The 21,631-nt window shown below is 71.4% G+C and carries 19 protein-coding genes; 9 read left to right on the top strand and 10 right to left on the bottom strand.

From position 1 onward, the window contains the following. Positions 1–232: 232 nt before the first annotated feature. The 7 genes from KJS59_RS02410 to KJS59_RS02380 are packed head-to-tail and all read right to left on the bottom strand — an operon-like array spanning position 233 to position 7,256. Entirely contained in the window at positions 233–1,660 is a 1,428-nt protein-coding gene (locus KJS59_RS02410; protein WP_249713807.1) for an NAD-dependent succinate-semialdehyde dehydrogenase, read from the bottom strand. Further along, complete coding sequence (locus KJS59_RS02405; RefSeq protein WP_213450564.1) at positions 1,657–2,904, bottom strand: iron-containing alcohol dehydrogenase; 1,248 nt, start codon at positions 2,902–2,904, stop codon at positions 1,657–1,659. The genes KJS59_RS02410 and KJS59_RS02405 overlap by 4 nt, the downstream gene beginning before the upstream one ends. Beyond that, positions 2,897–3,670 carry an SDR family NAD(P)-dependent oxidoreductase gene (locus KJS59_RS02400; protein ID WP_213450563.1) on the bottom strand — a complete coding sequence of 258 codons (774 nt, stop codon included), beginning with the start codon at positions 3,668–3,670 and terminating at the stop codon, positions 2,897–2,899. Before KJS59_RS02400 ends, KJS59_RS02405 begins: the two co-directional genes overlap by 8 nt. A 7-nt stretch (positions 3,671–3,677) precedes the next feature. Beyond that, positions 3,678–4,481 (bottom strand): HpcH/HpaI aldolase family protein, encoded by an 804-nt coding sequence (locus tag KJS59_RS02395; RefSeq protein ID WP_213450562.1) that lies wholly within the window; start codon positions 4,479–4,481, stop codon positions 3,678–3,680. Then, positions 4,478–5,389, bottom strand: a complete 912-nt coding sequence (locus tag KJS59_RS02390) for a cupin domain-containing protein (protein ID WP_213450561.1) — start codon at positions 5,387–5,389, stop codon at positions 4,478–4,480. Before KJS59_RS02390 ends, KJS59_RS02395 begins: the two co-directional genes overlap by 4 nt. Then, positions 5,386–6,336, bottom strand: coding sequence for a BKACE family enzyme (locus KJS59_RS02385; RefSeq protein ID WP_213450560.1), 951 nt, complete (start codon positions 6,334–6,336; stop codon positions 5,386–5,388). The genes KJS59_RS02390 and KJS59_RS02385 overlap by 4 nt, the downstream gene beginning before the upstream one ends. After that, a complete protein-coding gene (locus KJS59_RS02380) occupies positions 6,336–7,256 on the bottom strand; it encodes a DUF6282 family protein (protein WP_213450559.1) in 921 nt (306 codons plus the stop codon). Before KJS59_RS02380 ends, KJS59_RS02385 begins: the two co-directional genes overlap by 1 nt. 207 nt (positions 7,257–7,463) lie before the next feature. Here KJS59_RS02380 and KJS59_RS02375 point away from each other — a divergent pair, with 207 nt between their 5' ends. The 8 genes from KJS59_RS02375 (at position 7,464) to KJS59_RS02340 (ending at position 14,865) form a co-directional block, all read left to right on the top strand. After that, positions 7,464–8,246, top strand: coding sequence for an IclR family transcriptional regulator (locus KJS59_RS02375; RefSeq protein ID WP_213450558.1), 783 nt, complete (start codon positions 7,464–7,466; stop codon positions 8,244–8,246). A 50-nt stretch (positions 8,247–8,296) separates the two neighbouring features. After that, complete coding sequence (locus tag KJS59_RS02370) at positions 8,297–9,166, top strand: ABC transporter permease (RefSeq protein WP_213450754.1); 870 nt, start codon at positions 8,297–8,299, stop codon at positions 9,164–9,166. Then, positions 9,163–10,035 (top strand): ABC transporter permease, encoded by an 873-nt coding sequence (locus tag KJS59_RS02365; RefSeq protein ID WP_213450557.1) that lies wholly within the window; start codon positions 9,163–9,165, stop codon positions 10,033–10,035. The genes KJS59_RS02370 and KJS59_RS02365 overlap by 4 nt, the downstream gene beginning before the upstream one ends. A 12-nt stretch (positions 10,036–10,047) precedes the next feature. Then, a complete protein-coding gene (locus tag KJS59_RS02360; protein WP_213450556.1) occupies positions 10,048–11,178 on the top strand; it encodes an ABC transporter ATP-binding protein in 1,131 nt (376 codons plus the stop codon). A 91-nt stretch (positions 11,179–11,269) separates the two neighbouring features. Continuing rightward, entirely contained in the window at positions 11,270–12,346 is a 1,077-nt protein-coding gene (locus KJS59_RS02355; protein ID WP_213450555.1) for an extracellular solute-binding protein, read from the top strand. A 63-nt stretch (positions 12,347–12,409) separates the two neighbouring features. Beyond that, a complete protein-coding gene (locus KJS59_RS02350) occupies positions 12,410–13,177 on the top strand; it encodes an IclR family transcriptional regulator (RefSeq protein ID WP_213450554.1) in 768 nt (255 codons plus the stop codon). Beyond that, positions 13,164–14,141, top strand: coding sequence for a cyclase family protein (locus KJS59_RS02345; protein WP_213450553.1), 978 nt, complete (start codon positions 13,164–13,166; stop codon positions 14,139–14,141). Before KJS59_RS02350 ends, KJS59_RS02345 begins: the two co-directional genes overlap by 14 nt. Before the next feature lie 334 nt (positions 14,142–14,475). After that, the gene (locus KJS59_RS02340) at positions 14,476–14,865 is read left to right on the top strand and encodes a hypothetical protein (RefSeq protein ID WP_213450552.1); all 390 of its coding nucleotides are present in this window, start codon (positions 14,476–14,478) and stop codon (positions 14,863–14,865) included. A gap of 192 nt (positions 14,866–15,057) precedes the next feature. On the opposite strand, the gene ileS is transcribed toward KJS59_RS02340, so the two are convergent. The 3 genes from ileS to KJS59_RS02325 all read right to left on the bottom strand — a co-directional run bounded on the left by ileS (position 15,058) and on the right by KJS59_RS02325 (position 19,861). Beyond that, complete coding sequence (gene ileS / locus KJS59_RS02335; RefSeq protein WP_213450551.1) at positions 15,058–18,183, bottom strand: isoleucine--tRNA ligase; 3,126 nt, start codon at positions 18,181–18,183, stop codon at positions 15,058–15,060. A gap of 10 nt (positions 18,184–18,193) precedes the next feature. Beyond that, a complete protein-coding gene (locus KJS59_RS02330; protein ID WP_249713806.1) occupies positions 18,194–19,522 on the bottom strand; it encodes an MFS transporter in 1,329 nt (442 codons plus the stop codon). A gap of 105 nt (positions 19,523–19,627) precedes the next feature. Next, positions 19,628–19,861 (bottom strand): hypothetical protein, encoded by a 234-nt coding sequence (locus tag KJS59_RS02325; protein ID WP_213450550.1) that lies wholly within the window; start codon positions 19,859–19,861, stop codon positions 19,628–19,630. A 702-nt stretch (positions 19,862–20,563) separates the two neighbouring features. Here KJS59_RS02325 and KJS59_RS02320 point away from each other — a divergent pair. Beyond that, positions 20,564–21,631: an ABC transporter substrate-binding protein gene (locus KJS59_RS02320; RefSeq protein ID WP_213450549.1), complete on the top strand. Its 1,068-nt coding sequence runs from the start codon at positions 20,564–20,566 to the stop codon at positions 21,629–21,631.

Here is a 21,631-nt window from a genome sequence, read left to right as displayed (position 1 = left end):
TCGCCATCTCTGGAAGGTGGAGGCGATGCTGGAAACGTACTGGAAATGTTCGCATAGCGGTAGACGTATTTCAGTAGATGAACATCGCCGAGCGCGGGCGCCGTGCCCACAACGAAGAGGGCCGGCCAGGGCGGACGGGATCCGCCTGGCCGGCAATGTTCCGGGCAGGAAAAGGCACAGCTACGCCCGCCATCCGGTGGCGTGAAATGGCGAAAGGCGGCGCGTTAAATTGTCACGCGGTCAGTGCGATGTACTTCTCCTCGAGAAATTCCAGGATGCCTTCCGAACTGCCTTCGCGGCCGAGACCGCTCTGTTTGACGCCGCCGAACGGGGCGGCCGGGTCACTGACCACGCCCCGGTTCACGGCCACCATTCCGGCCTCGAGGCGGCGGGCGACGCCGATGGCCTCCCGCTCCTCGCCGAACACGTACGCCATCAGCCCGTACACGGTGTCGTTGGCCATCCGGACGGCCTCGTCGACGTGGTCGAACCGGACCACCGCGGTGACCGGTCCGAAGATCTCCGTGACGTTGATGGTCGAGCCGTGCCGGACGTCGGTGAGCAGCGTCGCGTCGTAGAACGCGCCCTCGGCCGACGCCCGGCCGCCCCGCACCACCGTCGCCCCGTCGACCACCGCCGCGTCCACAAGGGACGCGATCTTGTCGCGCTCGGCCACGGAGACCAGGGCACCGAGGTCGTTCGAGCGGTCCAGCCCCGAACCGACCGACACCTCGGCCAGCGCGGCATCCATCCGGCGAACGAACTCGTCGTGTATCGAACTGTGCACGTAGAACCGGTTGGCCGCGGTGCACGCCGAGCCCCCGTTGCGCATCTTCGCCAGCAGCGCACCGGCGACCGCCTCGTCCAGGTCGGCTCCCGGCAGCACGATGAGCGGGGCGTTCCCGCCGAGCTCCATCGACGCGCTCACCACGGTGTCGGCGCACGCGTGCAACAGGTCCCGCCCGACCTCGGTGGAGCCGGTGAACGAGAGCTTGCGGACCTCGGGCCGGTCGAGCATCAGCTTGACCAGCGGACCGGTCGGCACCGGGGTGACCAGGTTGACCACGCCGGGCGGTACGCCGACCCGGCGCAGCACCTCGACGACGTACGCCGCGGTGAGCGGCGTCTCCCGGGCCGGTTTGAGGATCGTGGTGCAGCCGGCGGCCAGCGCCGGGCCGAGCTTGCGCGTGGCCATCGCGGCCGGGAAGTTCCAGGGGGTGATGAGCAGCGACACGCCGATCGGTTGCCGGTCCACGATGATGCGCTTGTCGCCGGACGGGGAGAGCCGGTAGTCGCCCGGCACCCGCACCGCCTCCTCGGCGAACCAGCGGAAGAACTCCTTGGCGTAGGTGGCTTCCCCGATGGCGTCCGCCCACGACTTGCCGTTCTCGCGGACCATGATCTCCGCGAACACCTCGAGCTCGTCGGTGAGGATCTCGTACGCCGCGCGCAGCAGCTCGCTGCGCTCGCGCGCAGCGGTGGCCGCCCATCCGGGCTGGGCGGCGGCCGCCGCGTCGACCGCGTCCAGGCAGTCCCGCTCGGTCGCGATCGCGAAGCGGCCGATCGTCGAAGAGTCGGCCGGGTCGATGACGTCGAAGCGGCGGCCGGCCGAGCCGGGCCGCCACCGCCCGTCGATGAACAGGTCTGTCAGCAGGTTCAAGCGACCCTCCGATCGGTGAGAACTCCGTGCCGGGCCCGGTTCAGGATGTCGAGCAGCCGCTCCCGGGTCGGCTCGATCGGGGCGATCGCGATGAGCCGCGCCGACTTCAACGCCAGGTCGGCGATCTGCGGTAGCTGCTCGCGGGTGACCCCGATCTCGGCCAGCGTCGCCGGCACGCCGATCGCCCGGATGAGCTCGGCGACCCGGGCCACCGTCCGCCCGGGCGAGGACCGGGTGACCGGGATCCCGTCGAGCGCGGCCCCGATGGCCGCCACCCGCTCGGCAATCCCGTCCTCGGCGCTGATCGCGTCGAGGACGTAGGGCAGCATGAGGCCGGTGCCGAGACCGTGCGGGGTCTTGGTCAGCGCCCCGATCGGATACTGCAAGGCGTGGCACAGGTGGGTTCCGGTCGAGCCGAACGCGATCCCGCCCAGCAGCGACCCCATCGCCACCTCGTGCCGGGCCCGGCGGTTGGCCGGCTCCCGGACGGCGACCTTGAGCCACGGACCCAGGTGGCGCGCGGCCCGCAGCGCGATCGGCTCGATGAGGGCGTTGCGTCCGGTGAACACCGGCAGGGCGGCCGACCAGTCCAGCTCGAACTCGCGGGCCGTGTACGACTCGGCCGCGTGCACCAGCGCGTCGATGCCCGAGTACGCGGTCACCGTGGCCGGCGAGCCGAGGGTGAGCTCCGGGTCGACGACCGCCGCGGCCGGCACCAGGAACGGGCTGGAGACGCCCACCTTGAGCTCCCGGGCCGGGTCGGTGACCACCGCGACCGGCGTCACCTCCGAGCCGGTCCCGGCCGTGGTCGGCACCGCCACGACCGGCACCACCGGGCCGGGCACCAGGTTCTCGCCGTAGTACCGGTTGAGCGGACCGCCGTGCGTGGACAGCAGCGCGATCAGCTTGGCCGCGTCGAGGGCGCTGCCCCCACCGATCGCCAGGATCACGTCCGCCCCGTACTCGCGGGCGACCGTGGCGGCGGCGTCGAGCGTGTCGACCGGCAGCTCCGGCGTGATGTCGGAGTAGACCCGCACGTCGAGCCCGGCGGAGGTCAGCGCGCCCACCGTGTCGGGCAGGTAGGGGGTCCGGGTGAGGAACGGGTCGAGCACGGCCAGCACCCGCCGGCCGTGTACCCGCACGACCTCGGGCAACTGGGCCCGCACGCCGTAGCCGAAGTGCACCCGTGCGGGCAGCCGCAGGGTTCCCGTGGCGCCGAGCGCGGCGCGTGGCTGCTCAGGCAACGAACCCACCGTCGACCGGGAGGATGACCCCGCTGAGGTGACTGGCCCGGTCGCTGAGCAGGAACGCGACCGCGTTGCCGACCTCGGCCCCGGTGCCCGCCTTGCGCAACGGCGTTGCCGCGATGCGGGCCTCCACCCCGCCGGGGATCGCGAGCCGGGTCTGCTCGAGCATCGGCGTCTCGGTCGGCCCGGGAGCGACCACGTTGACCCGGATGCCGAGCGGGCCGACGTCGTGGGCGGCGGTGCGGGTCAGGCCGATCACGGCGTGCTTGCTGGCCTGGTACGCGCCCATCCCCGAACTGCCGCGCAGCCCGCCGATGCTGCTCACGTTGACGATCGCGCCGGCACCGTTGGGCAGCATGACCCGCACCTCCTCCCGGATGCACAGCCAGGTGCCCTTCACGTTGACCGCCATGATGCGGTCGAAGTCCGGTTCGCAGACGGCGTCCAGCCGGCCGGCCTGGGTCATCGCCGCGTTGTTGAACGCCCCGTCGAGCCGGCCGAACCGCTCGACCGTCGCGTCGACGAACCGGGCCACGTCGGCCGCGTTCGCCACGTCGCCGGTGGTGTACGCGACGTCGTGCCCGGCCGACTCGAGCTCCTTGGCGACCGCCGCGAGCGGTCCCTCGGACCGGGCGACGAGCATCAGCGAGGCACCGTCGGCGGCGAGCACGCGGGCGGCGTCCGCCCCGATCCCGGCGCTGGCCCCAACGACGAGGACGACCTTGCCGGCCAGCAGCGGCCGGCTGATCTGTGGGTCAGGCATCTGGTTGTCAGCCCCTCCTGTCGGCGAACCGTACTGACCGGGCGGCCTCGACCGCGCTCTTCGCGGCGGCTCCCAGCAGGCTCGCGTCGTTACTCACCATGACGAACGTGAAGCCGGCGTCGACGGCCGCGCGGACGCCGGCGACCTCGGCACCACGGGCGGCGCCGATCGGCTTGCCGGCCGCACGGGCGTGGCCGACGGCACGGGCGACCAGTTCGGCGACGGCCGGATCCTGCTCGGTCCGCCCCATGCTGACCGACAGGTCGGCGACGCCGACCAGCAACGCGTCCACCCCCGGCACCGCGGCGACCCGGCCCGCGTTGGCGACGCCGGTCGCGCTCTCGATCTGGGCGATGAGCACGACCTCTTCCTGGCCGTAACGCAGGTACTCCTCGCGCGAGCGGGCACCCCAGGCACCGGCCCGGCTGGTGGAGCCCATGCCCCGGGACCCCAGCGGCGGGAAGCGGACCGCCGACACCGCCGTCCGGGCCTGCTCCACGGTGTCGACGTGCGGCACCATGATCCCCTCGGCCCCGGCGTCGAGCACCCGCTGGATGAGCCCCGGGTCGAGGCCGGGGACCCGCACCAGCGGCGCGACCCCGGTGAACAACGCGGTTCCGATGAGCCGGTACGCCGTCTCCAGGTCGATCGGTGAGTGCTCCAGATCGATGACGGCGAAGTCGAAGCCGGCCAGGGCGACCAGTTCCATGGCCTCCATCGCCGGCAGCTTGACCCACGTCCCCAGGGCCGGGGCGTCCGGGCCGGCCAGGGCGGCGCGCAGGAGGCTGCGCCCCGCGAGCGGGCCGGTCATCCGGCCGGGTAGTCGTCGGCGTTGAGGACCCACCCGGAGGCGGAGAAGTCCGCCCGCGGCGGGGAGAAGATGTCGATCAACTGCTGATGGCCGCCGATGCCCTGGGTGGTGTGGACGGTCGGTGGCGGGATGACGCAGATCGACGGGGTGGCGATCTCGCGGTTCTCGTCGGCCCGCCACCGGGTCGAGTCCGGGCCCCACGGGTAGCGGATGTGGTGCTTGAAGCGGCCCTTGACGGCCAGCGAGATCTGCTCGAAGTCGTCGTGGTGGTGCGGCGAGAGCTTGTGGACGTCGCGCGGACCCGGCTCCTCGGCGAGGAAGTTCACCATCAGGTTGGTCGTGCGGAAGATGCGCCCGAACCGGCCCGGGGCGATCGGCGTGTCGGCCAGCCGGTAGACGCGCAGCGCGAACCCGCCGACCGGGTCCGGCCACGGCTCCAGCGGCGCCGCCCGCTGGTCCGGCTCGGCGTACGCGCCGGCGTTGAGCGCGCCCTCGCGCAGGTCGTCGGCCCGGGCCGAGAACAGCCGGATGAGGGTCCCGTCGCCGTCGACCCGGATCTCGCTGTCGCCCGGCGGTACGACCACGAAGGACTCCTCGGCGACGGACTCCGTGCGGCCGCCGCCGGTCACGGTCACCGGAGCGCTGTCGGAGTACATCAGCACCGTGTACTCGTCCGGCTGGCCGGTGCGGGCGAACACGTCCCCGGCCCTGGCCTCGGTGTAGGCGAGCACCAGGTTGGCCGCCCGGGCGATCCAGGTCCGGCTGCCGTTCGGGGCGACCTCGGACGGGGGGAGGTGGTGGAACTCGATCCACTGCGAGGGTTTGATGGGCGTGGCCGGGTCCACCGCCCGGGCGGGTGTCGGGGCCGCCAACTGCGACCGGATGTCGTCTGCCGCGTACGTGGTCATGCGAGCGCGCTCCCGTCTGTGGCCGCGATGCCCTCGGCGCCGCGCAGCGCGAGCATGGCGCGGGCATCGGCTGGTGTGGCGATTTCCTTGCCCAGGTCCTCGATGACGTTCCGGATCTTGGTGACCTGCTGGGCGTTGCTCTCGGCGAGGCGCCCCTTGCCGATCCACAGGCTGTCCTCGAGCCCGACCCGCACGTGCCCGCCGAGCCAGGCGCTGTGCGTGCCGAACCGCATCTGGGCCCGCCCGGCGGCGAACGCGGAGAACGAGTAGTCGTCGCCGAACAGCTTGTCGGCGATCCGCACCATGTGCTCGAGGTTCTCGTGGTCCGCGCCGATGCCGCCCAGGATGCCGAACACGCCCTGGATCAGCAGGGGCGGCGTGGCCAGGCCCTTGTCGACGAAGTAGGCCAGCGAGTACAGGTGCCCGATGTCGTAGCACTCGTACTCGAACCGGGTGCCGACCTCACCGAGCGTGCGCAGGGTGTGCTCGATCCGGTCGAAGGTGTTGACGAACGGGTGGGCGTAGGTGTTGCGCACGTACGGCTCTTCCCACGCGTACTTCCAGTCGGTCACCCGGTCGGCGATGTCGGAGTACACGAAGTTCATCGAGCCCATGTTCATCGATGCCAGCTCGGGCCGGAACCGCACGGCGGCGGCCAGCCGCTGCTCCATCGACATCGCCGACGAGCCGCCGGTGGTGATGTTGATGACGGCGTCGGTGCGCTCGGTGATCCGCGGGATGATCTGCTCGAAGACCTCGGGCTCGAACGCCGGCCGGCCGTCGGGGTGCCGGGCGTGCAGGTGCACGATGGCCGATCCGGCCTCGACCGCCCCGAGGGCGGCCCGCACCACCTGGTCGGCCGAGAGCGGCAGGTGGGGGCTCTGGGAGGGGACGTGGACGGAGCCCGTCACCGCCGTGGTGATGATGACCTTGTCGGCCCCGCGCATCAGTTCGTCTCTTCCAGGCCGAGCAGGAAGGCCGTGTTGCGGCAGATCATCTGGCGCACGTCGGCCGCGGAGATGCCGTGGTCGAGCAGCTGCTGCACGATCAGGAGGTAGGCGTCCACCGGCAGCGGGTTGCCCTGCTGCCCGAGGTCGGAGTTGATGACCGTCCGCTCCGGGCCGATCTTCCGGATCCAGTTCACCAGCCGCTCGATCTTGAAGCCGGGCGCCGGCACCGCGGGGTGGTACATCGACAGCTCGTGCTCGACGAACGCGCCGTAGCCCAGCATCTCCTCGATGTCGGCGTCGGAGGCGTTGACGATGAAGTCCGGGTGGTGCAACAGGATCCGCTTGACGCCGTTGGCGCTGGCCGTCTTGAAGAACGCCTTCATCGACTCGCCGTCGAGGTGGCCCCCGGTCAGCAGGATTCCGGCCTCGGCGACCAGGCGGGTGACCAGGTCGGTCTCCGCGGAGACGGCTCCGGAGGCGTCGAAGATGGACACCTCCTTCTCGTACAGGTTGCCGGTCGCGCTCGGGAAGCCGTCGTCGTGGCTGTGCGCGTGGATGTGCTGGGCGGCCGACACGGTGGGGCCCCACACGCAGCGCCCGCCCATGGTGATGGCCACCGCGACGGCGGAGGGGTTGATCCCGCCGACCTCGGAGTTGAGCGCGACCCCGCCGTACATCGGCGTCGGGGCGTCCGCCAGCGGGGTGCGCATGGCCAGCAGGTCCATGACGGTGTTGTGGTGGTGCGACTTGCACAGGATCGCCCGCATGTTGATCCGCGCGCCCTCGTACGAGGCTTCGACGTGGTCGAACCGGCGGGGGAACGGGCTCGGGCCGGAGTGGCAGTGGAGGTCGACGGCGCCGTGCAGAACCTTCAGCAGCCCGGGTGACGGTGTGCGTGCCTGCTCGGCGGTCAGCATCCGAGAGCCTCCTCATGTTCGGATTGTGTGATCGCGGTTCATATTACGATCAGGAGGTACCACTGTCCACCTCACCTTCCGACGTGAGAGCTGCGATCGGCCGGTTGACTGTTCACAATGCGACATCTGGGGGTTGCATCACGAACTTCCGGCTGCTCTACTGACACCACTCCAAACCGAGGACGACCCGCACGAGGAGGTGGGAGTATGCGCATCGGCCACGACACCGCTGGCCCGGCTCCCGCCGACCCGCCGCCGGTCACACTGGACCCCGACCGAACCGAGATCCAGTCGATCGAGCGGGCGGCGAACGTCCTCGCGCTGCTCAACCAGGACACCCGCAGCCTCACGGCCGCGCTGGTGGCCGAGCGGCTCGGCATGAACCGCACGACCGCCCGGCGCTACCTCCAGTCCCTGCAACGGGCCGGCTTCCTGAGCACGTCGTTCGGCCCCGGCCCGCTGCTCGACCAGCTCTCCGCGCTGGTGTCGGTCCGCCAGCAGGTCCTCACGTTCGCGCCGGCCATCATGCGGCATCTCTCCGACGCCACCGGCCTCACGACGGTGCTGAGCTTCCTGGGCCGCTCGGGCGCGGTGGTGACCCTGGTCGAGGAGGCATGGGAGGGCACCATCATCCTGACCGTCCGGGTCGGCACGGTGCTCGAGCTCAAGGCGGCCCAGACCCGGGTGCTGCTGGCGTTCCAAACCGACCCGGCCGCGGTGACCCGCGCCCACGCGACCCTCAGCCCGGCCGAGGCCGCCAAGGAGCGCGAGGTGCTGGCCGGCGTGCGGCGCCACCGGATCGCCTGGGCGGCCCTGCTCGACCGGGAGGGTCTGGCCTCGGCCGCCGTGCCGGTCTTCGCCGCCAACGAGGTGCAGGCCGCGATGGCGCTGCTCGGCACGACCACGATGCTCAACGCCGACCACGGAGGGGAGCGCGTCGAGGCGCTCGAGCGGGCGGCACACACCCTCAGTTCGATGCTCGCGGGTTAGCCATGCACGACGGGCGAGCCCGCGACGGCGGGAGGAAGGCGGAGGTGACCATGGCGCGTGCCCCGAAGCGGTGGCGCACCCCGAGCCCGCACTGGCTGTTCCTCGTGCCGGCGCTGGCCCTGCTCACCGCGATCCTGCTCGTGCCGCTGGTCAACAGCGTGTACCGCAGCGTCGGACGGTCGGACTTCACGCTGGAGCACTACGCGACGCTGTTCACCGACGGCGTCACCCTCAAGGTGCTGCTCCGCACGGCCACGACGGCCGCGATGGTCACCCTCATCGCGTTCCTGCTCGGCTACCCCTACGCGTACGTGATGACCCGGGTCGGGCCCCGGCTGCGCGGCATCCTGCTGGTGATCGTGCTGATCCCGTTCTGGACCTCGGTCATGGCCCGCAACTTCGCCTGGATCGTCATCCTGCAGCGCAACGGGCCGGTGCACTCGTTCCTCAAGCTGTTCGGCCTGGACGTCGTGCTCTACGGCTCGGTGGCCGGGGTGACCGTCGCGATGAGCCAGGTGCTGCTGCCGTTCATGGTGCTGCCGCTGTTCAGCGCGCTCAGCGGCATCGACCGGCGGCTGCTGCTGGCCGCCCGCGGCCTCGGCTCGCATCCGCTGAAGGCGTTCTGGAAGGTGTACTGGCCGCTGTCGCGCGGCGGCGTCGTGGCCGGCCTGATCCTCGTGTTCACGCTCAGCCTCGGCTTCTACGTCACGCCGGCCCTGCTCGGCACGCCGAAGGAGTCGCTGGTCGCCCAGCTGCTCGGCCAGCGCACGACCCAGCTGCTCGACTTCGCCGGTGCCGGCGCGCTGGGCTTCCTCGTGCTGGTCATCACGCTCGTGCTCGTGGCCTGGGCCAACCGCTTCGGCGGCACGATCTCGGCCATCGGCGTCGTCGCGGCCTCCCGGACGAAGGACAGGACATGACCACGGCGTTGCGTGACACCGACACCGAGCCGGCCGAGGTCCGAACCGCCCGCCGGCCGCGCCGGCCCCGGCGCCGCGAGCGCGGGGTGGACCCGATCCCCTGGTGGCTCCGGATCGTCGTCGCCCTGGTCGGGCTGTACTTCATCCTGCCGACGCTGTTCGTCATCCCGATGAGCTTCAGCACGGCCACGACGTTCCAGTTCCCGCCGAAGGGCTTCTCGTTCCAGCTGTACGAGAACTTCTTCACGCACAAGGTCTGGCTGCAATCGCTGCGCAACTCGGTGCTGGTGGCCCTGCTGGCCGCCCTGCTGGCCACCGTGGTGGGCACCGCGGCCGCGCTCGGCCTGCACCACCTGACCGGCCGGCTGGCGCGGCTCGTGCGGACCCTGCTGATGATCTCGATCGTCACGCCGGCGATCGTCATCGCGGTCGCGGTGTACATCTCGTTCCTGAAGTGGCACCTGGTCGGATCGCTCGGCGGCTACGTGCTGGCCCACGCCGTGATCGGCGTGCCGTTCGTGCTCGTGTCGGTGACCAGTGCCCTGGGCGGGTTCGACCCGAAGCTGCTGCGCGCGTCCGCCTCGCTGGGCGCCCCGCCGTGGCGGACGTTCCTGCGGGTCACGATGCCGCTGATCAGCCGGGGCATCGTCACCGGCGCCATCTTCGCGTTCGTCACCTCGTTCGACGAGGTGGTGATCGCGCTGTTCCTGCGCTCGCCGCGGTTCCAGACGCTCCCGGTCCAGATGTACAACAGCGTCACCGTCGAGATCGACCCGACGATCGCCGCGTCGTCCAGCGTCGTGGTTATCGCGGTCACCGTCCTCTGCCTCGTCCTGCAGTTCGTGGGCACCCGGAGAAAGTCCAGATAGGAGGGAGCGCCGATGTCCGTCACCACGTCCCACGCTGCCGCTCCGGCGCCGCTACCGCCACGGGCCGGGACCCGGATCCGTCTGGCCAACGTCACCAAGGACTACGGGCTGGCGGTCCCGGCCGTCGACGACGTGTCGCTCACCATCGAACCGGGTGAGTTCATGACCCTGCTCGGGCCGAGCGGCTCCGGCAAGACCACCACGCTCAACCTCATCGCCGGGTTCGAGACCCTCACCGCGGGCACGATCTCGCTCAACGGGGCCGACGTGAGCGAACTGCCCTCGCACAAGCGGAACCTGGGCATGCTCTTCCAGAACTACGCCCTGTTCCCGCACATGACGGTCGCGCAGAACGTCGCCTACCCGCTCAGGGAACGCAAGCTGCCCAAGGCCGACATCACCCGCAAGGTCGCCGAGGTGCTCGACCTGGTGCAACTGACCGGCCGCGACGGCCACTTCCCGGCCCAGCTGTCCGGCGGCCAGCAGCAGCGGGTCGCGCTCGCGCGGGCCATCGTCTTCGGCCCGAAGGCGCTGCTGCTCGACGAGCCGCTCGGGGCGCTGGACCGCAACCTGCGCGCCACGCTGCAACTGGAGATCCGGCGCATCCACCGGGAAGTGGGTTCGACGTTTGTCTTCGTCACTCACGACCAGGAGGAGGCGATGAACCTGTCCGACCGGATCGCGCTGTTCAACAACGGACGCATCGAGCAGGTCGGCACCCCCGAGGCCCTTTACCAGAGCCCGGAGACGCTGTTCACGGCCAGGTTCCTCGGCGACTCGAACGTCTTCGAACTCTCCCGGGTGGCCGAGGGCACCGGTACCTGGGAGGACCAGACCTGGCCGGTCGACTCCCGCACGGTGTCGCCCCGGGTCGGGGCCGGCGGGCGCAGCGCGCTGGTGGTACGACCCGAGGACGTGCGCCTCGTGGCCGGCGATGGCGTCGTACCACCGGGGGCCACCTCGGTGCCGGCGACCATCCGCGACATCGAGTACATGGGCGCCTACCGCACGGCCGTGCTGTCCCTGGGCCGGGGCAACGCGGTCGGTCGGGCCCGGCTCGACGCCACGGAAAGCAAGCTGGGCATCGGCCAGCCGGTGCTCGCGTGGTGGCTCGTCGAGCGGCAGCGCATCGTCGCCGCCTAGATCCCTCACCTCTCCCGTACACCAACGCACACCTGGTCAACGACGCTAGCCGGTTCCCTGGTGCCGCCCCACCTAACCGAAGGAATGACGAATGGTTTCCCGAACCGCCCGCACCGTCACGGCCGTCAGCGCGACGGTCATCCTGTCCTTACTGGCGACCGCCTGCGGTAGCGACGAGCCGCCGGCCCAGTCCGATCCTGACGGGCCGGTCTCGCTGACGTTCGTCGCCTACGGCGGCGCCGGCCAGCAGGCGATGATCGACAAGTGGCAGACCCCGTACACCGCGGCCCACCCGAACGTCACGTTCGTCAACACCTCACCGCCGGACGTGGCGCAGGTGAAGGCGCAGGTCGAGAGCGGCCAGGTGGAATGGGACGTGGTGGCCACCTCGCCGGCGGCCGCCGCCCAGAACTGCGGGACGCTCTTCGAGCCGCTCGACTTCCCCGGGCTGGACACGAAGGAACTGGTCGAGCAGGCCGTGGGCAAGTGCTACATCGCCAACTTCATCAACGCCACCCCGTTCGCCTACCGCACGGACGCGTTCCCGGACCCGAGCAAGGCGCCCCGGACGATCGCCGACTTCTTCGACGTGGCGCGGTTCCCGGGCCAGCGGGGCATCCTGACCAACCTGCAGAACGGCATCCTGGAGTACCCGCTGCTCGCCGACGGGGTGGCGCCGGACAAGCTCTACCCGCTCGACATGGACCGGGCCCTGAAGAAGCTGGACTCGATCCGCAAGGTCACCACGTTCGCCCCGAACGTGGGGGCGCTCCAGCAGGCCGTCGGCGCGAAGCAGGTCGACCTGTTCTTGGCGCCCGATTCGCGGCTGGTGCCGCTGATGGACTCCGGCACCGACGTCACCGTCGTCTGGGACGTGACCGTGACCTCCATCAATGCCTTCGCGGTGCCGAAGGGGTCGCGTAACGTCAAGGCGGCCACCAGCTTCGTGGCCAGTGTGGTCAGCCCGGAGGCGACGGCCGGCATCGCCGAGGCCCTCGGGGTCGCGCCGGTGAACCTGGGCGCCAAGCCGAACCTGTCGGCGAACGCCAAGAAGGTCGAGGTGTACGGCCCGGTCAACACCGGCAAGACCGTGCTGCAGGACGTCGACTGGTACGCCACCAACTTCAACGAGGCCACGACCAAGGTGACGAACTGGCTCGCCGGCTGAACCACCGGTCGCATGGCGGTCGTGGCAGCGTCCGGATGTCGCCAGGTGAACTACGATCCTGGAATGGCGAACTTTGATCCGAGCGAAGCCTCGAGTGCCGATATCCGGGCCGTTGCCCGCGTGGGCCAGATCTGCGCGCTCTTCGGCCCCCGGGTACTCGAGCTCACGGCGGCCGACATCGCCGAACGCACGGGTCTGAACCGCACCACCGCCTACCGTTACTGCACATCGATGGTTGCCGCCGGGATTCTGGACCGGGGCCCGCGGCGGGGGACCTTCACGCTCGGTGGGCTCATGATCGAGCTGGGGACCCTGGCCCTGGGGCGCCAGCGCATCGTGGAGATCGCCAGCCCCTACCTGCGGAAGCTGAGCGCCGCCGTTCGGATGACGGCGGTGCTCAGCGTCCCGGGGGTCCAGGGCCCGATCGTCGCTCTGGTCGAGGAGGATACGAGCCGGATGGTCGTGGTGACCGTGCACGCGGGTACGAGGCTCGATGCCAGCGCGGCGCAGACCCACCTGTACCTGGCGTACGCCGGCCCCGCGGCGATGGACGCCGTGGCGGCCGGCATGCCGCTCGCCGAGCGGGCCCGCCTGGAGGTGGATGTCTCCGCCGCCCGCAAGCAGGGGTTCAGCCTCGTGCGCCACGGCGGGGGATCGTTCGCGGTGGCCGCACCGATCTTCGACGAGAAGGGATTCTGCGCCACGGTAGCGCTCCTGGCCGGGGACCTGGGCGACCTGTCGCCGGCCCTGGAACAGCTGCGGGCGACGGCCGCCGCGTTGAGCGAAGAGGTCGGAGCGCCCGGGGAGGGACCACCACGTGCCGACGTATGACGAGCTGGCCTCGGCCGAGCCGCCCCGTTCCAGCTGGGCGGTCTTCGGCCGGGACGACGAACTGGGCACGGTCAACCTGCTGACCCCCTCCCGCGTCGCGGCGGCGGCCAGCCTCATCCAGACCGGTCAACGCTTCAATCTCGACTATCCGCTGAACGCGTTCGAGCCGTACCCGACCGGTACCCGCCCGGCCACCCGGCATCACGTGTTCGCCAACAACGAGTTCCACCGCGACGACTGGCTCGACTCGTTCTATCTACAGTCGACCTCGCAACTGGATTCGCTGCGCCACATCGGCCACCCGCGGTACGGGTTCTACAACGGACTCCCGGCCGCCGACAACACCGCCGAGTCGACGCGGCTGGGCATCCACAACTACGCCCAGGCCGGCATCGCGGGGCGGGGCGTGCTGCTCGACGTGGAACGCTTCTTCGTGGCCGAGGGCCGCGAGTACGACCGCGAGACGACCGTCGGGCTCGACGCGGCGACCCTGGACGCCATCGCGGCCGCCCAGGGCGTCCGGTGGCACGGCGGCGACATCCTGCTCCTGCGCACCGGCTGGGCCGAGAACTACGTGGCGAAGACCCGGGAGCAGCGCATCGAGTTCAACACCCGCAACGCCTCCCCCGGGCTGGCCCAGCGGGAGGAGATCCTGCGCTGGCTGTGGGACCACGAGATCGCCGTCGTCGCGAGCGACACGCCCGCGGTCGAGGCCGACCCGGTGCTCGAGTCCGACTTCCGCGGGTCCGACGACCGCCCACCCGAGCGCGGCGTGAACCACAGCGGCATGCTGCACCGCCCCCTGATCGCGCTGCTGGGCATGGCCATGGGGGAGCTGTGGAAGCTCGACGAGCTGGCCGCGGACTGCGCCCGCGACGGGCGCTACGACTTCTTCCTCACCTGCAAGCCGCTGAACATCGTGGGCGGGGTCGGCTCCCCACCCAACGCGTTGGCCATCAAATGAACCTCCAAAGAGGACGCATATGGCCACTGTGGACCGAGTGGTGCCGTGCCGCGGGGTATTGACGGTTGCCCCGTACGTCGCTACCGTCTCAATATCTACGATGGACACCGTCGTCACCTGGCGTTTCCGGATATGGCGGCGATGTCGTTAGTGCGCTCACTGAATGGGTCAACCCAGATCGGACCGGCACAGCGGCAGCACTCGGATGGATCAGGGCATCGGGCACTGGTCCGAGAATCGGCCGGTGCTGCGCAGTAGGAAGATTCAGGTCTGCCTACCCGCTGGCTGCCGCAGATGGCGTTGGCCAAACGACGGCAGATGGGGGAGCTGGTTCGTGAAGAGTTGGCGGACGCGATTGGGCGCGGCGATGCTGGGCCTCGGCATGTTCTCGAGCGTATTGGTGGTCACGGCGGAGCCAGCCCTGGCTGCGGCCTATACCACGTGCTACACCGGCGGACAGTGGAACGACACCGCCGCTGTCCCCGCCACCGGCGGATGGGTTGGCTACGGGGTAAATGTTTCAAGCTGGGGTCGCTTCAGGATCTTCGACCAGACCACCAACCCGGACACGAGAGTGCGGATCCCGGGCGAAGACAACTATGGCTGGGTGAACGTCGAAAGCGGCCCCAAGACCGTCACCGGTAAGGTCACCGGCCTCAACAGCAGCCACAACTATTACCTGCGGCTTGACTGCAACAGAACAGCAACCGGGTACATCTCGTGATGCGCCCGGTCTGAAGCAGCGCACCAACGCGCGGTGTCGGCAGTTCGTTTAGCCAGCTCCAGAGCGCGCCGCGCGCCACGCAAGTGAGCGTCGCTTGTCCCCGTCCTGTCAGCGAAGGGAGGGGGGCAAGCGACGCCGGCTTAGCGCCCTATCAACGGTCAGGACGAAGTCCTGTCCTGCGCGGCGTCGACCTTAAGCAGCCGCGGGCGAGATGCGGAACCGGAGCCCCAGGTCGCCCTCGTCGACCACGTCGTCGCCGGTGCCGGGGTCGCGCTGGGCCACCGAGGTGGCGAGCACGGCCTCGGCGATCTCGCCGCCGTGCTCGCGGATCGCCTCCGTGATCTCCGGCTCGCCGGACCAGACCAGCGAGATCCGGTCGGTGATGGCCAGGCCGGCCCGCTTGCGCGCCTCCTGGACCAGCCGGATCACCTCGCGGGCCAGCCCGGCGCGGCGCAGGTCCGGGGTGATCGTGGTGTCCAGGGCGACCAGCACGTCCCGCTGGCTGGCAACCGCCCAACCGCTGCGCGGCGCCTGGCTGACGATCAGCTCCTCCGGGCTCAGCGTGACCCGCTCGCCCGCCACCTCGACCGTGACCTCACCGCCGGTCGCCAGCGCCGCCGGGTCGGCGGCGGCGATCGCCTTGGCGACGAGCTGGGTGCGGGGGCCGAAGCGGCGCCCCAACTCGCGGAAGTTCGGCTTCACGGTGATGTCGACGACCTCACCGGCCGTGTGCAGCCCGGCCAGCTCGCGCACGTTCAGCTCGTCCGCCACGTAGGCCAGCAGCTCGGGCGGCAGGTCCGCGCCCGGTACCCCGACCAGGCCGCGGGCCAGCGGCTGGCGGACGCGCACCCCGCTCGCCTTGCGGGCCGCCCGGCCCGCCTCGACCAGCGCCCGCACGCTGGTCATCTGGGCGCGCAAATCGTCGTCGGCGCCCCGGGTCGCCGCGGGTGCCGGCGACGGCCACGAGGCCAGGTGCACCGACTCCGGTGCGGACGGGGTGCCGGGGCGCACCGCCACTTGCCACACGCGCTCGGTGAGGAACGGGATGAACGGCGCCAGCAGCCGGGTCAGCACGTCGATCGTCTCGTACAGGGTGGCCAGGGCCGCCGGGTCGCCGGTCCAGAACCGCTGCCGCGACAGGCGCACGTACCAGTTGGACAGGTCGTCGATGAACTGGCCGAGCAGGCGACCGGCGCCGGCGGTGTCGAAGTTCTCCATGGCGGCGTCCACCGCGCCGACCAGGTGGTGCAGTTCGGCCCGCAGCCACCGGTCCAGCGCGGAGGGCGTACCGGTCGAGCCCGGCGTCCAGCCCGCGGTGGACGCGTACAGGGTGAAGAACGAGACCGTGTTCCAGTAGGTCAGCAGGGTACGCCGGACGATCTCGTCCAGGGCGGCGTCGCCGATCCGGCGGGACACCCACGGCGAGCCGGAGGTGGCCATGAACCAGCGCAGCGCGTCCGCCCCGTGCCGCTCCATCAGCGGCACCGGCTCCAGGATGTTGCCCAGGTGCTTGCTCATCTTGCGGCCGTCGGCGGCCACGATGTGCCCGAGGCAGAGCACGTTCTCGTACGAGGACCGGTCGAAGGCCAGCGTGCCGACCGCCATCAGCGTGTAGAACCAGCCGCGGGTCTGGTCGATCGCCTCGCAGATGAACCGCGCCGGGTAGGCCCGCGCGAACTCCTCCTCGCTGCCCGCCACGAACGGGTACCCGAGCTGCGCGAACGGCATCGAGCCGGAGTCGAACCAGGCGTCGATCACCTCGGGGACCCGGGTGGCGGCGGCGCCGCAGGACGGGCAGGCGAACGTCACCTCGTCGATGTACGGGCGGTGCGGGTCCAGGTCGGCCAGGTCACGCCCGGCCAGCCGGCCCAGCTCGGCGCGGGACTCGACGCAGGTCAGGTGCCCCTCCGGGCAGCGCCACAGCGGCAGCGGCGTGCCCCAGTACCGGTTGCGGGACAGCGCCCAATCGATGTTGTTCTCCAGCCAGTCGCCGTACCGGCCGTGCTTGATGTGCTCCGGGTACCAGGTGGTGCGCTCGTTCTCCCGCAGCAGCGCGTCCCGGATCTTCGTGGTGCGGATGTACCAGGACAGCTGCGCGTAGTACATCAGCGGGGTGTGGCAGCGCCAGCAGTGCGGGTAGCTGTGCTCGTACGGCTGGGCCCGCAGCAGCAGCCCGCGCCGCTCCAGCTCCTTCACCAGCGGACCGTCGGCGTCCTTGAAGAACTGCCCGCCGACCAGGCCCACCCCGGGCAGGAACCGCCCGTCCGGGCCGATCGGGTTGACCACCGGCAGCCCGTACCGGCGGCAGGTGGCCAGGTCGTCGGCGCCGAACGCGGGTGCCTGGTGGACCAGGCCGGTGCCGTCCTCGGTGGTCACGTACTCGGCCAGCACCACGACCTGCGCGTCGGGCACGTCGACCAGGTCGAAGGGGCGCCGGTACGGCAGCCGCTCCAGCTCCCGCCCGGGCAGGGTGGCCAGCACCTCGGCGTCGTCGCCGAGCGCGGCGCGGACCAGCGGCTCGGCGACGACGAACGTGCCCGCACCGGTGCGCGCGACCGCGTAGGTCACCTCGGGGTGCACCGCGACGGCGGTGTTGGACACGAGGGTCCACGGGGTGGTGGTCCAGATGAGCAGGTCGACGCCCTCGATGCCGGCGACCGGGCCCACCGCCGGCAGCCGCACGTAGACGGACGGGTCGACCACCGTCTCGTACCCCTGTGCGACCTCGTGGTCGGACAGGCCGGTGCCGCAGCGGGGGCAGTACGGCGCGACGCGGTGGTCCTCGGCGAGCAGACCCTTGTCGAAGATCTGCCGCAGCGCCCACCAGACGCTCTCCACGTACCGGGGGTCCATCGTCCAGTACGCGGCGGACAGGTCCACCCAGTACCCGAGGCGGTCGGTCATCGCCGCGAACTCGCCGACGTGCCGCTGCACCGACTCCCGGCAGCGGGCGTTGAACTCGGCGATGCCGACCCGCTCGATGTCCCGCTTGCCGTTGAGCCCCAGTTCCTTCTCGACCGCGATCTCCACCGGCAGGCCGTGGCAGTCCCAGCCGGCGCGGCGCGGCACCGAGTACCCCTTCATGGTCCGGTAGCGGGGGAACACGTCCTTGAACACGCGCGCCTCGACGTGGTGCACCCCGGGCCGGCCGTTCGCGGTGGGCGGGCCCTCGTAGAAGACCCAGCGGGGGCCGCCGGCGGTCTGCTCCAGGCTGCGGCGGAACACGTCCCGCTCCCGCCACAGGGCAAGCACCTCATGGTCGACGGCGGGCAGGTCCACCCGGGCCGGCGCGGGCGCGAAGGCGGAAGTCTCTGACACGGTCTGCTCCTCAGGACGAGCGGGGCGCGACCGAGCCTAACTCCCGGTCCTCGGGCTCGTCCGGCCGCCGTTCGTCCGGCCCCTGCCCGCTGGTCCGCGGCTCGTCGGGCCCGCGCCCGTCCTGCCGGCGCCCCGACCGGCGCGGCCGGGCCAGGACGGCGGCGACCAGCCCCAGGGCGATCGTGGCGACGGCGGAGAGCAGGACGGTGCCCCGCCCGCCGAACACGGTCGCCAGTGGACCGCCGGCCAGCGTGCCCATCGGCAGGGCGACCACCAGCAGCCCGCCCTGCGCGGCGAGCACCTGGGGCAGCTGATCGGTACTGGTGCTGCGCTGGAACAGCGCGGTGGACGTGGCCGGGTACGGCGCCCAGATGAGCCCGCCGAGGGCGAACGACACCATCGTGACCGCCGCGGGCGCGCCGAGCCCGAGCGGCAACAGGCAGACGCCCCACCCCAGCACGATCCCGATCGTGACCGGCCACAGCGGCGCGGCGCGCAGGTACCCGGCCAGCAGCGCGCCGGCGAACGCCCCGACGCCGAAGACGGTGAAGTAGGTGGCCAGCAGCGTGGCGGGGGCGTGCAGTTCGTCCGCCACGTGGATCGGCAGGGCCACCTCGACCGGCCCGTACAGCGCGAAGAACCCGAAGCTCAGCACCAGCAGGCCGAGCAGGCGCGGGTCGGCGCGGATCACCCGCCAGCCCTGGGCACCCGCACCCGGGCTGGGCGCCGCCGTGGGACGCCGCCGGTCGGTGGGCACCCCGAAGCGGTACGCGGCGGCCAGCGCCAGGAACGTGGCGGCGTCGACGGCCAGCACCGCGGGGGCCCCGACCGCCGCGATGACCAGCCCGGCCAGCGCGGGGCCGAGCAGGACACCCAGCTCGTTGAAGATCGATAGCAGCGCGTTGCCGGCGAGCCGGTGCTCGTCCGGAAGCAGCTCGGTCAGCAGCGTGTACCGGCCCGCCTGCCCCCACGAGTGCAGCACCGACGCCGCGCCCAGCAGGGCGACGTAGGCGGGGAGGGTCAGCGCGCCGAGCAGGTGCAGCACCGGGATCGCGCCCAGCAGGACGCCGCGCAGCACCGCGTCCCACAATCCCAGCTGGGCGGCGGGCCGGCCGCCCAGGTACCGGCCGAGCAGGACCACCCCGGCGGCGCTGGGCAGCGAGTACGCGGCCAGCGCGACGGCCACCCAGGCGGGGCCGCGGCCGGGTGGGGCCAGGTCCAGGGCGAGCCAGCTGATCCCGACCAGGCTCATCCCGTCGCCGACCGCGGACACCGCGAAGCCGGGCAGCAACCGGCGCAGCACGGGGTGGCGCAGCACCGGGCGGTACGGCGAGGGCACGTACAGAATGTACAGTTCGGCCGCCCTGGCGCCCGTGACGCTCAAGGTCCCGGTGGCCCAGGCCCGTGCCCAACTGGCCCACCTGGTGAACGGGGTGGGCGGCGGTCAGTCGGTGCTGCGGGCCCGTTCCGCGTCGGCCTCCGCGTCCGCGCGGCCCACCGGCACGCCGTCCGAGTCGCGGGTGGCGCCCCGCAGGTCACCCTCGGCGCCGGCCCGAATCGCGTCGGCCTCCGCGTCGCTCGCGCCGACCGTCTCGCCGGTCTCCTCATCCTCCCGGTCGCGTCGCGCCGCGGCGGCGACGACGGCGGGCACCAGGGGGTAGCCGGGCTGCACTGTCATCGTGGCCTCCTTCATTGACGCGGCCTACCCGGAAGGCGGGGCGGCAAACCGCTCAGCGTGAACCCCGAACGCCTGGCCACAACTCCCTCGCCGCCGCCGGCTGACCAACGTCACCCCTCCTCGCTGACCCCGGTGGGGCGAGGGGCGCCGTCAGGTGACCGGAGCGGCTCGTCCCCGAAATCCGCGATCATTTTCGGCGGTACCGGCGGGGTACCTCCTGGTGGGAGAGGGTGTCGCGCTCGATCTGCCTCGTTCGCGTCTTGCTCGACCCGGCCGGTCACCCCGTTTTGCCTGTGCCTGACCGACCCGCCCCGGGGCTGCCCTTCGGGCGGCGATGTAAGGGGTGGCGGTGCTTCCTATCGGGAAGCAGAGCAAAGCGCCGTGCACCACAACCCCACCCTCCGCGCTGCGTCGCGTCGCGCCGCGTCGGGCCGGGCCGATAGCGCGCGACCTCGTGCCTCCGCCTCGTCGATTGTCGGCCCACCCGTCGGAATCGCCGACACGTGCCTTTGCGGTACGAGGCGGGCGCGGGAGGGTGCGGCGCGGGAGGGCGTGGGCTGTGGGCCTGCCGCTGCGGGATCGGGGCAGGTCAGGCGAGCGCGGGGCCGGGTGGGGTAGGGGTTCGCTAAGTATCGATGAACTGGCGCGAAGTGTCTGTTACGGGTGTGGCTCGTTATCCTATAGGTCTAGTAGGTTTTTGGCATGCCTACGACCGCACCGCACAGTCCTCCGGCGCTGAACCGGCGCGCGTTCCTCTCGGCGCTGACCGGCGCCGCCGCACTTCCGCTGCTGGCCGCGTGCACCGCCGCGCGGGGTGCCGGCGGCGGGTTGGCGGCGGACGCGCCGCTGCCGACCGCCGTCGCCAGGGACACCCGGCTGACCGTCTCCATCCACACGACGGAGAAGCAGTTGGAAGGCGCCGGGCTGCTGGGAGACCTGCCGTTCACGGTCGCCGGCTGGCCGAACATCTCCGCCGGGCCGGACGTGATCCAGGCGTTCCGGGCGCGCTCGGTGGACGTGGCGTCCAACGCCGGGGTGCCGCCGATCCAGGCGGCGGCCATCGGGTTCGCGGCCCGGATCGTGGCGGTGGTGACCAAGCCGGTGCCGATCTACCAGTTCGGCACGGCGCCCGGCACCGCCATCACCACCCTGGCGGACCTGCGCGGCAAGCGGATCGCGTTCTCGCAGGGCCAGGCGCAGGGCGTGGTGGTGCTGCGCACCCTCAAGGAGCTTGGACTGTCTACTAAGGATGTCACGCTGACCCCGTTGACCAGCAACCAGTTTCTCACCGCGCTCCAGGCGCGCCAGGTGGACGTGGCGCCGCTGTCCGAGCCGAGCACCACCAAGTATCTCCAGCAGTACGGGCGGGACGGCGCCCGCGCGCTGGACATGCACGCCGTCGACTACCTGACCGTGCTGTGGTCGCCGGTCGAGGTGCTCACCGATCCCGCCAAGGCCGCCGCCGTGCGCGCCTTCATCCCGTACTGGGTGCGGGGGCAGATCTGGGCGTACGAGAACCCGGAAAAGTGGATCGACCTGTACTACGTCAAGGACCAGGGGGTGAGCGCCGCCGACGGTCAGCGGATCGTGGCGACGACGCCGAAGCCGGTCGTGCCCGCGTCGTGGGAGCGGGCGATCGCCTGGGAGCAGGAGACCGCCGATCTGCTCGCCGAGGGCGGGTTCGTCCCGCGGGTGACCGCCTCGGAGCTGTTCGACCGGCGGTTCGAGCGGGTCGCGGCGGAGGCCGCCACCCCCCAGTACCGGGAGTAA

Source organism: Rhizomonospora bruguierae (assembly GCF_018397995.1).
Classification (GTDB): domain Bacteria; phylum Actinomycetota; class Actinomycetes; order Mycobacteriales; family Micromonosporaceae; genus Rhizomonospora; species Rhizomonospora bruguierae.
Note: the sequence above shows the minus strand (reverse complement) of the source record. Positions and strands in the feature narration are given on the sequence as shown.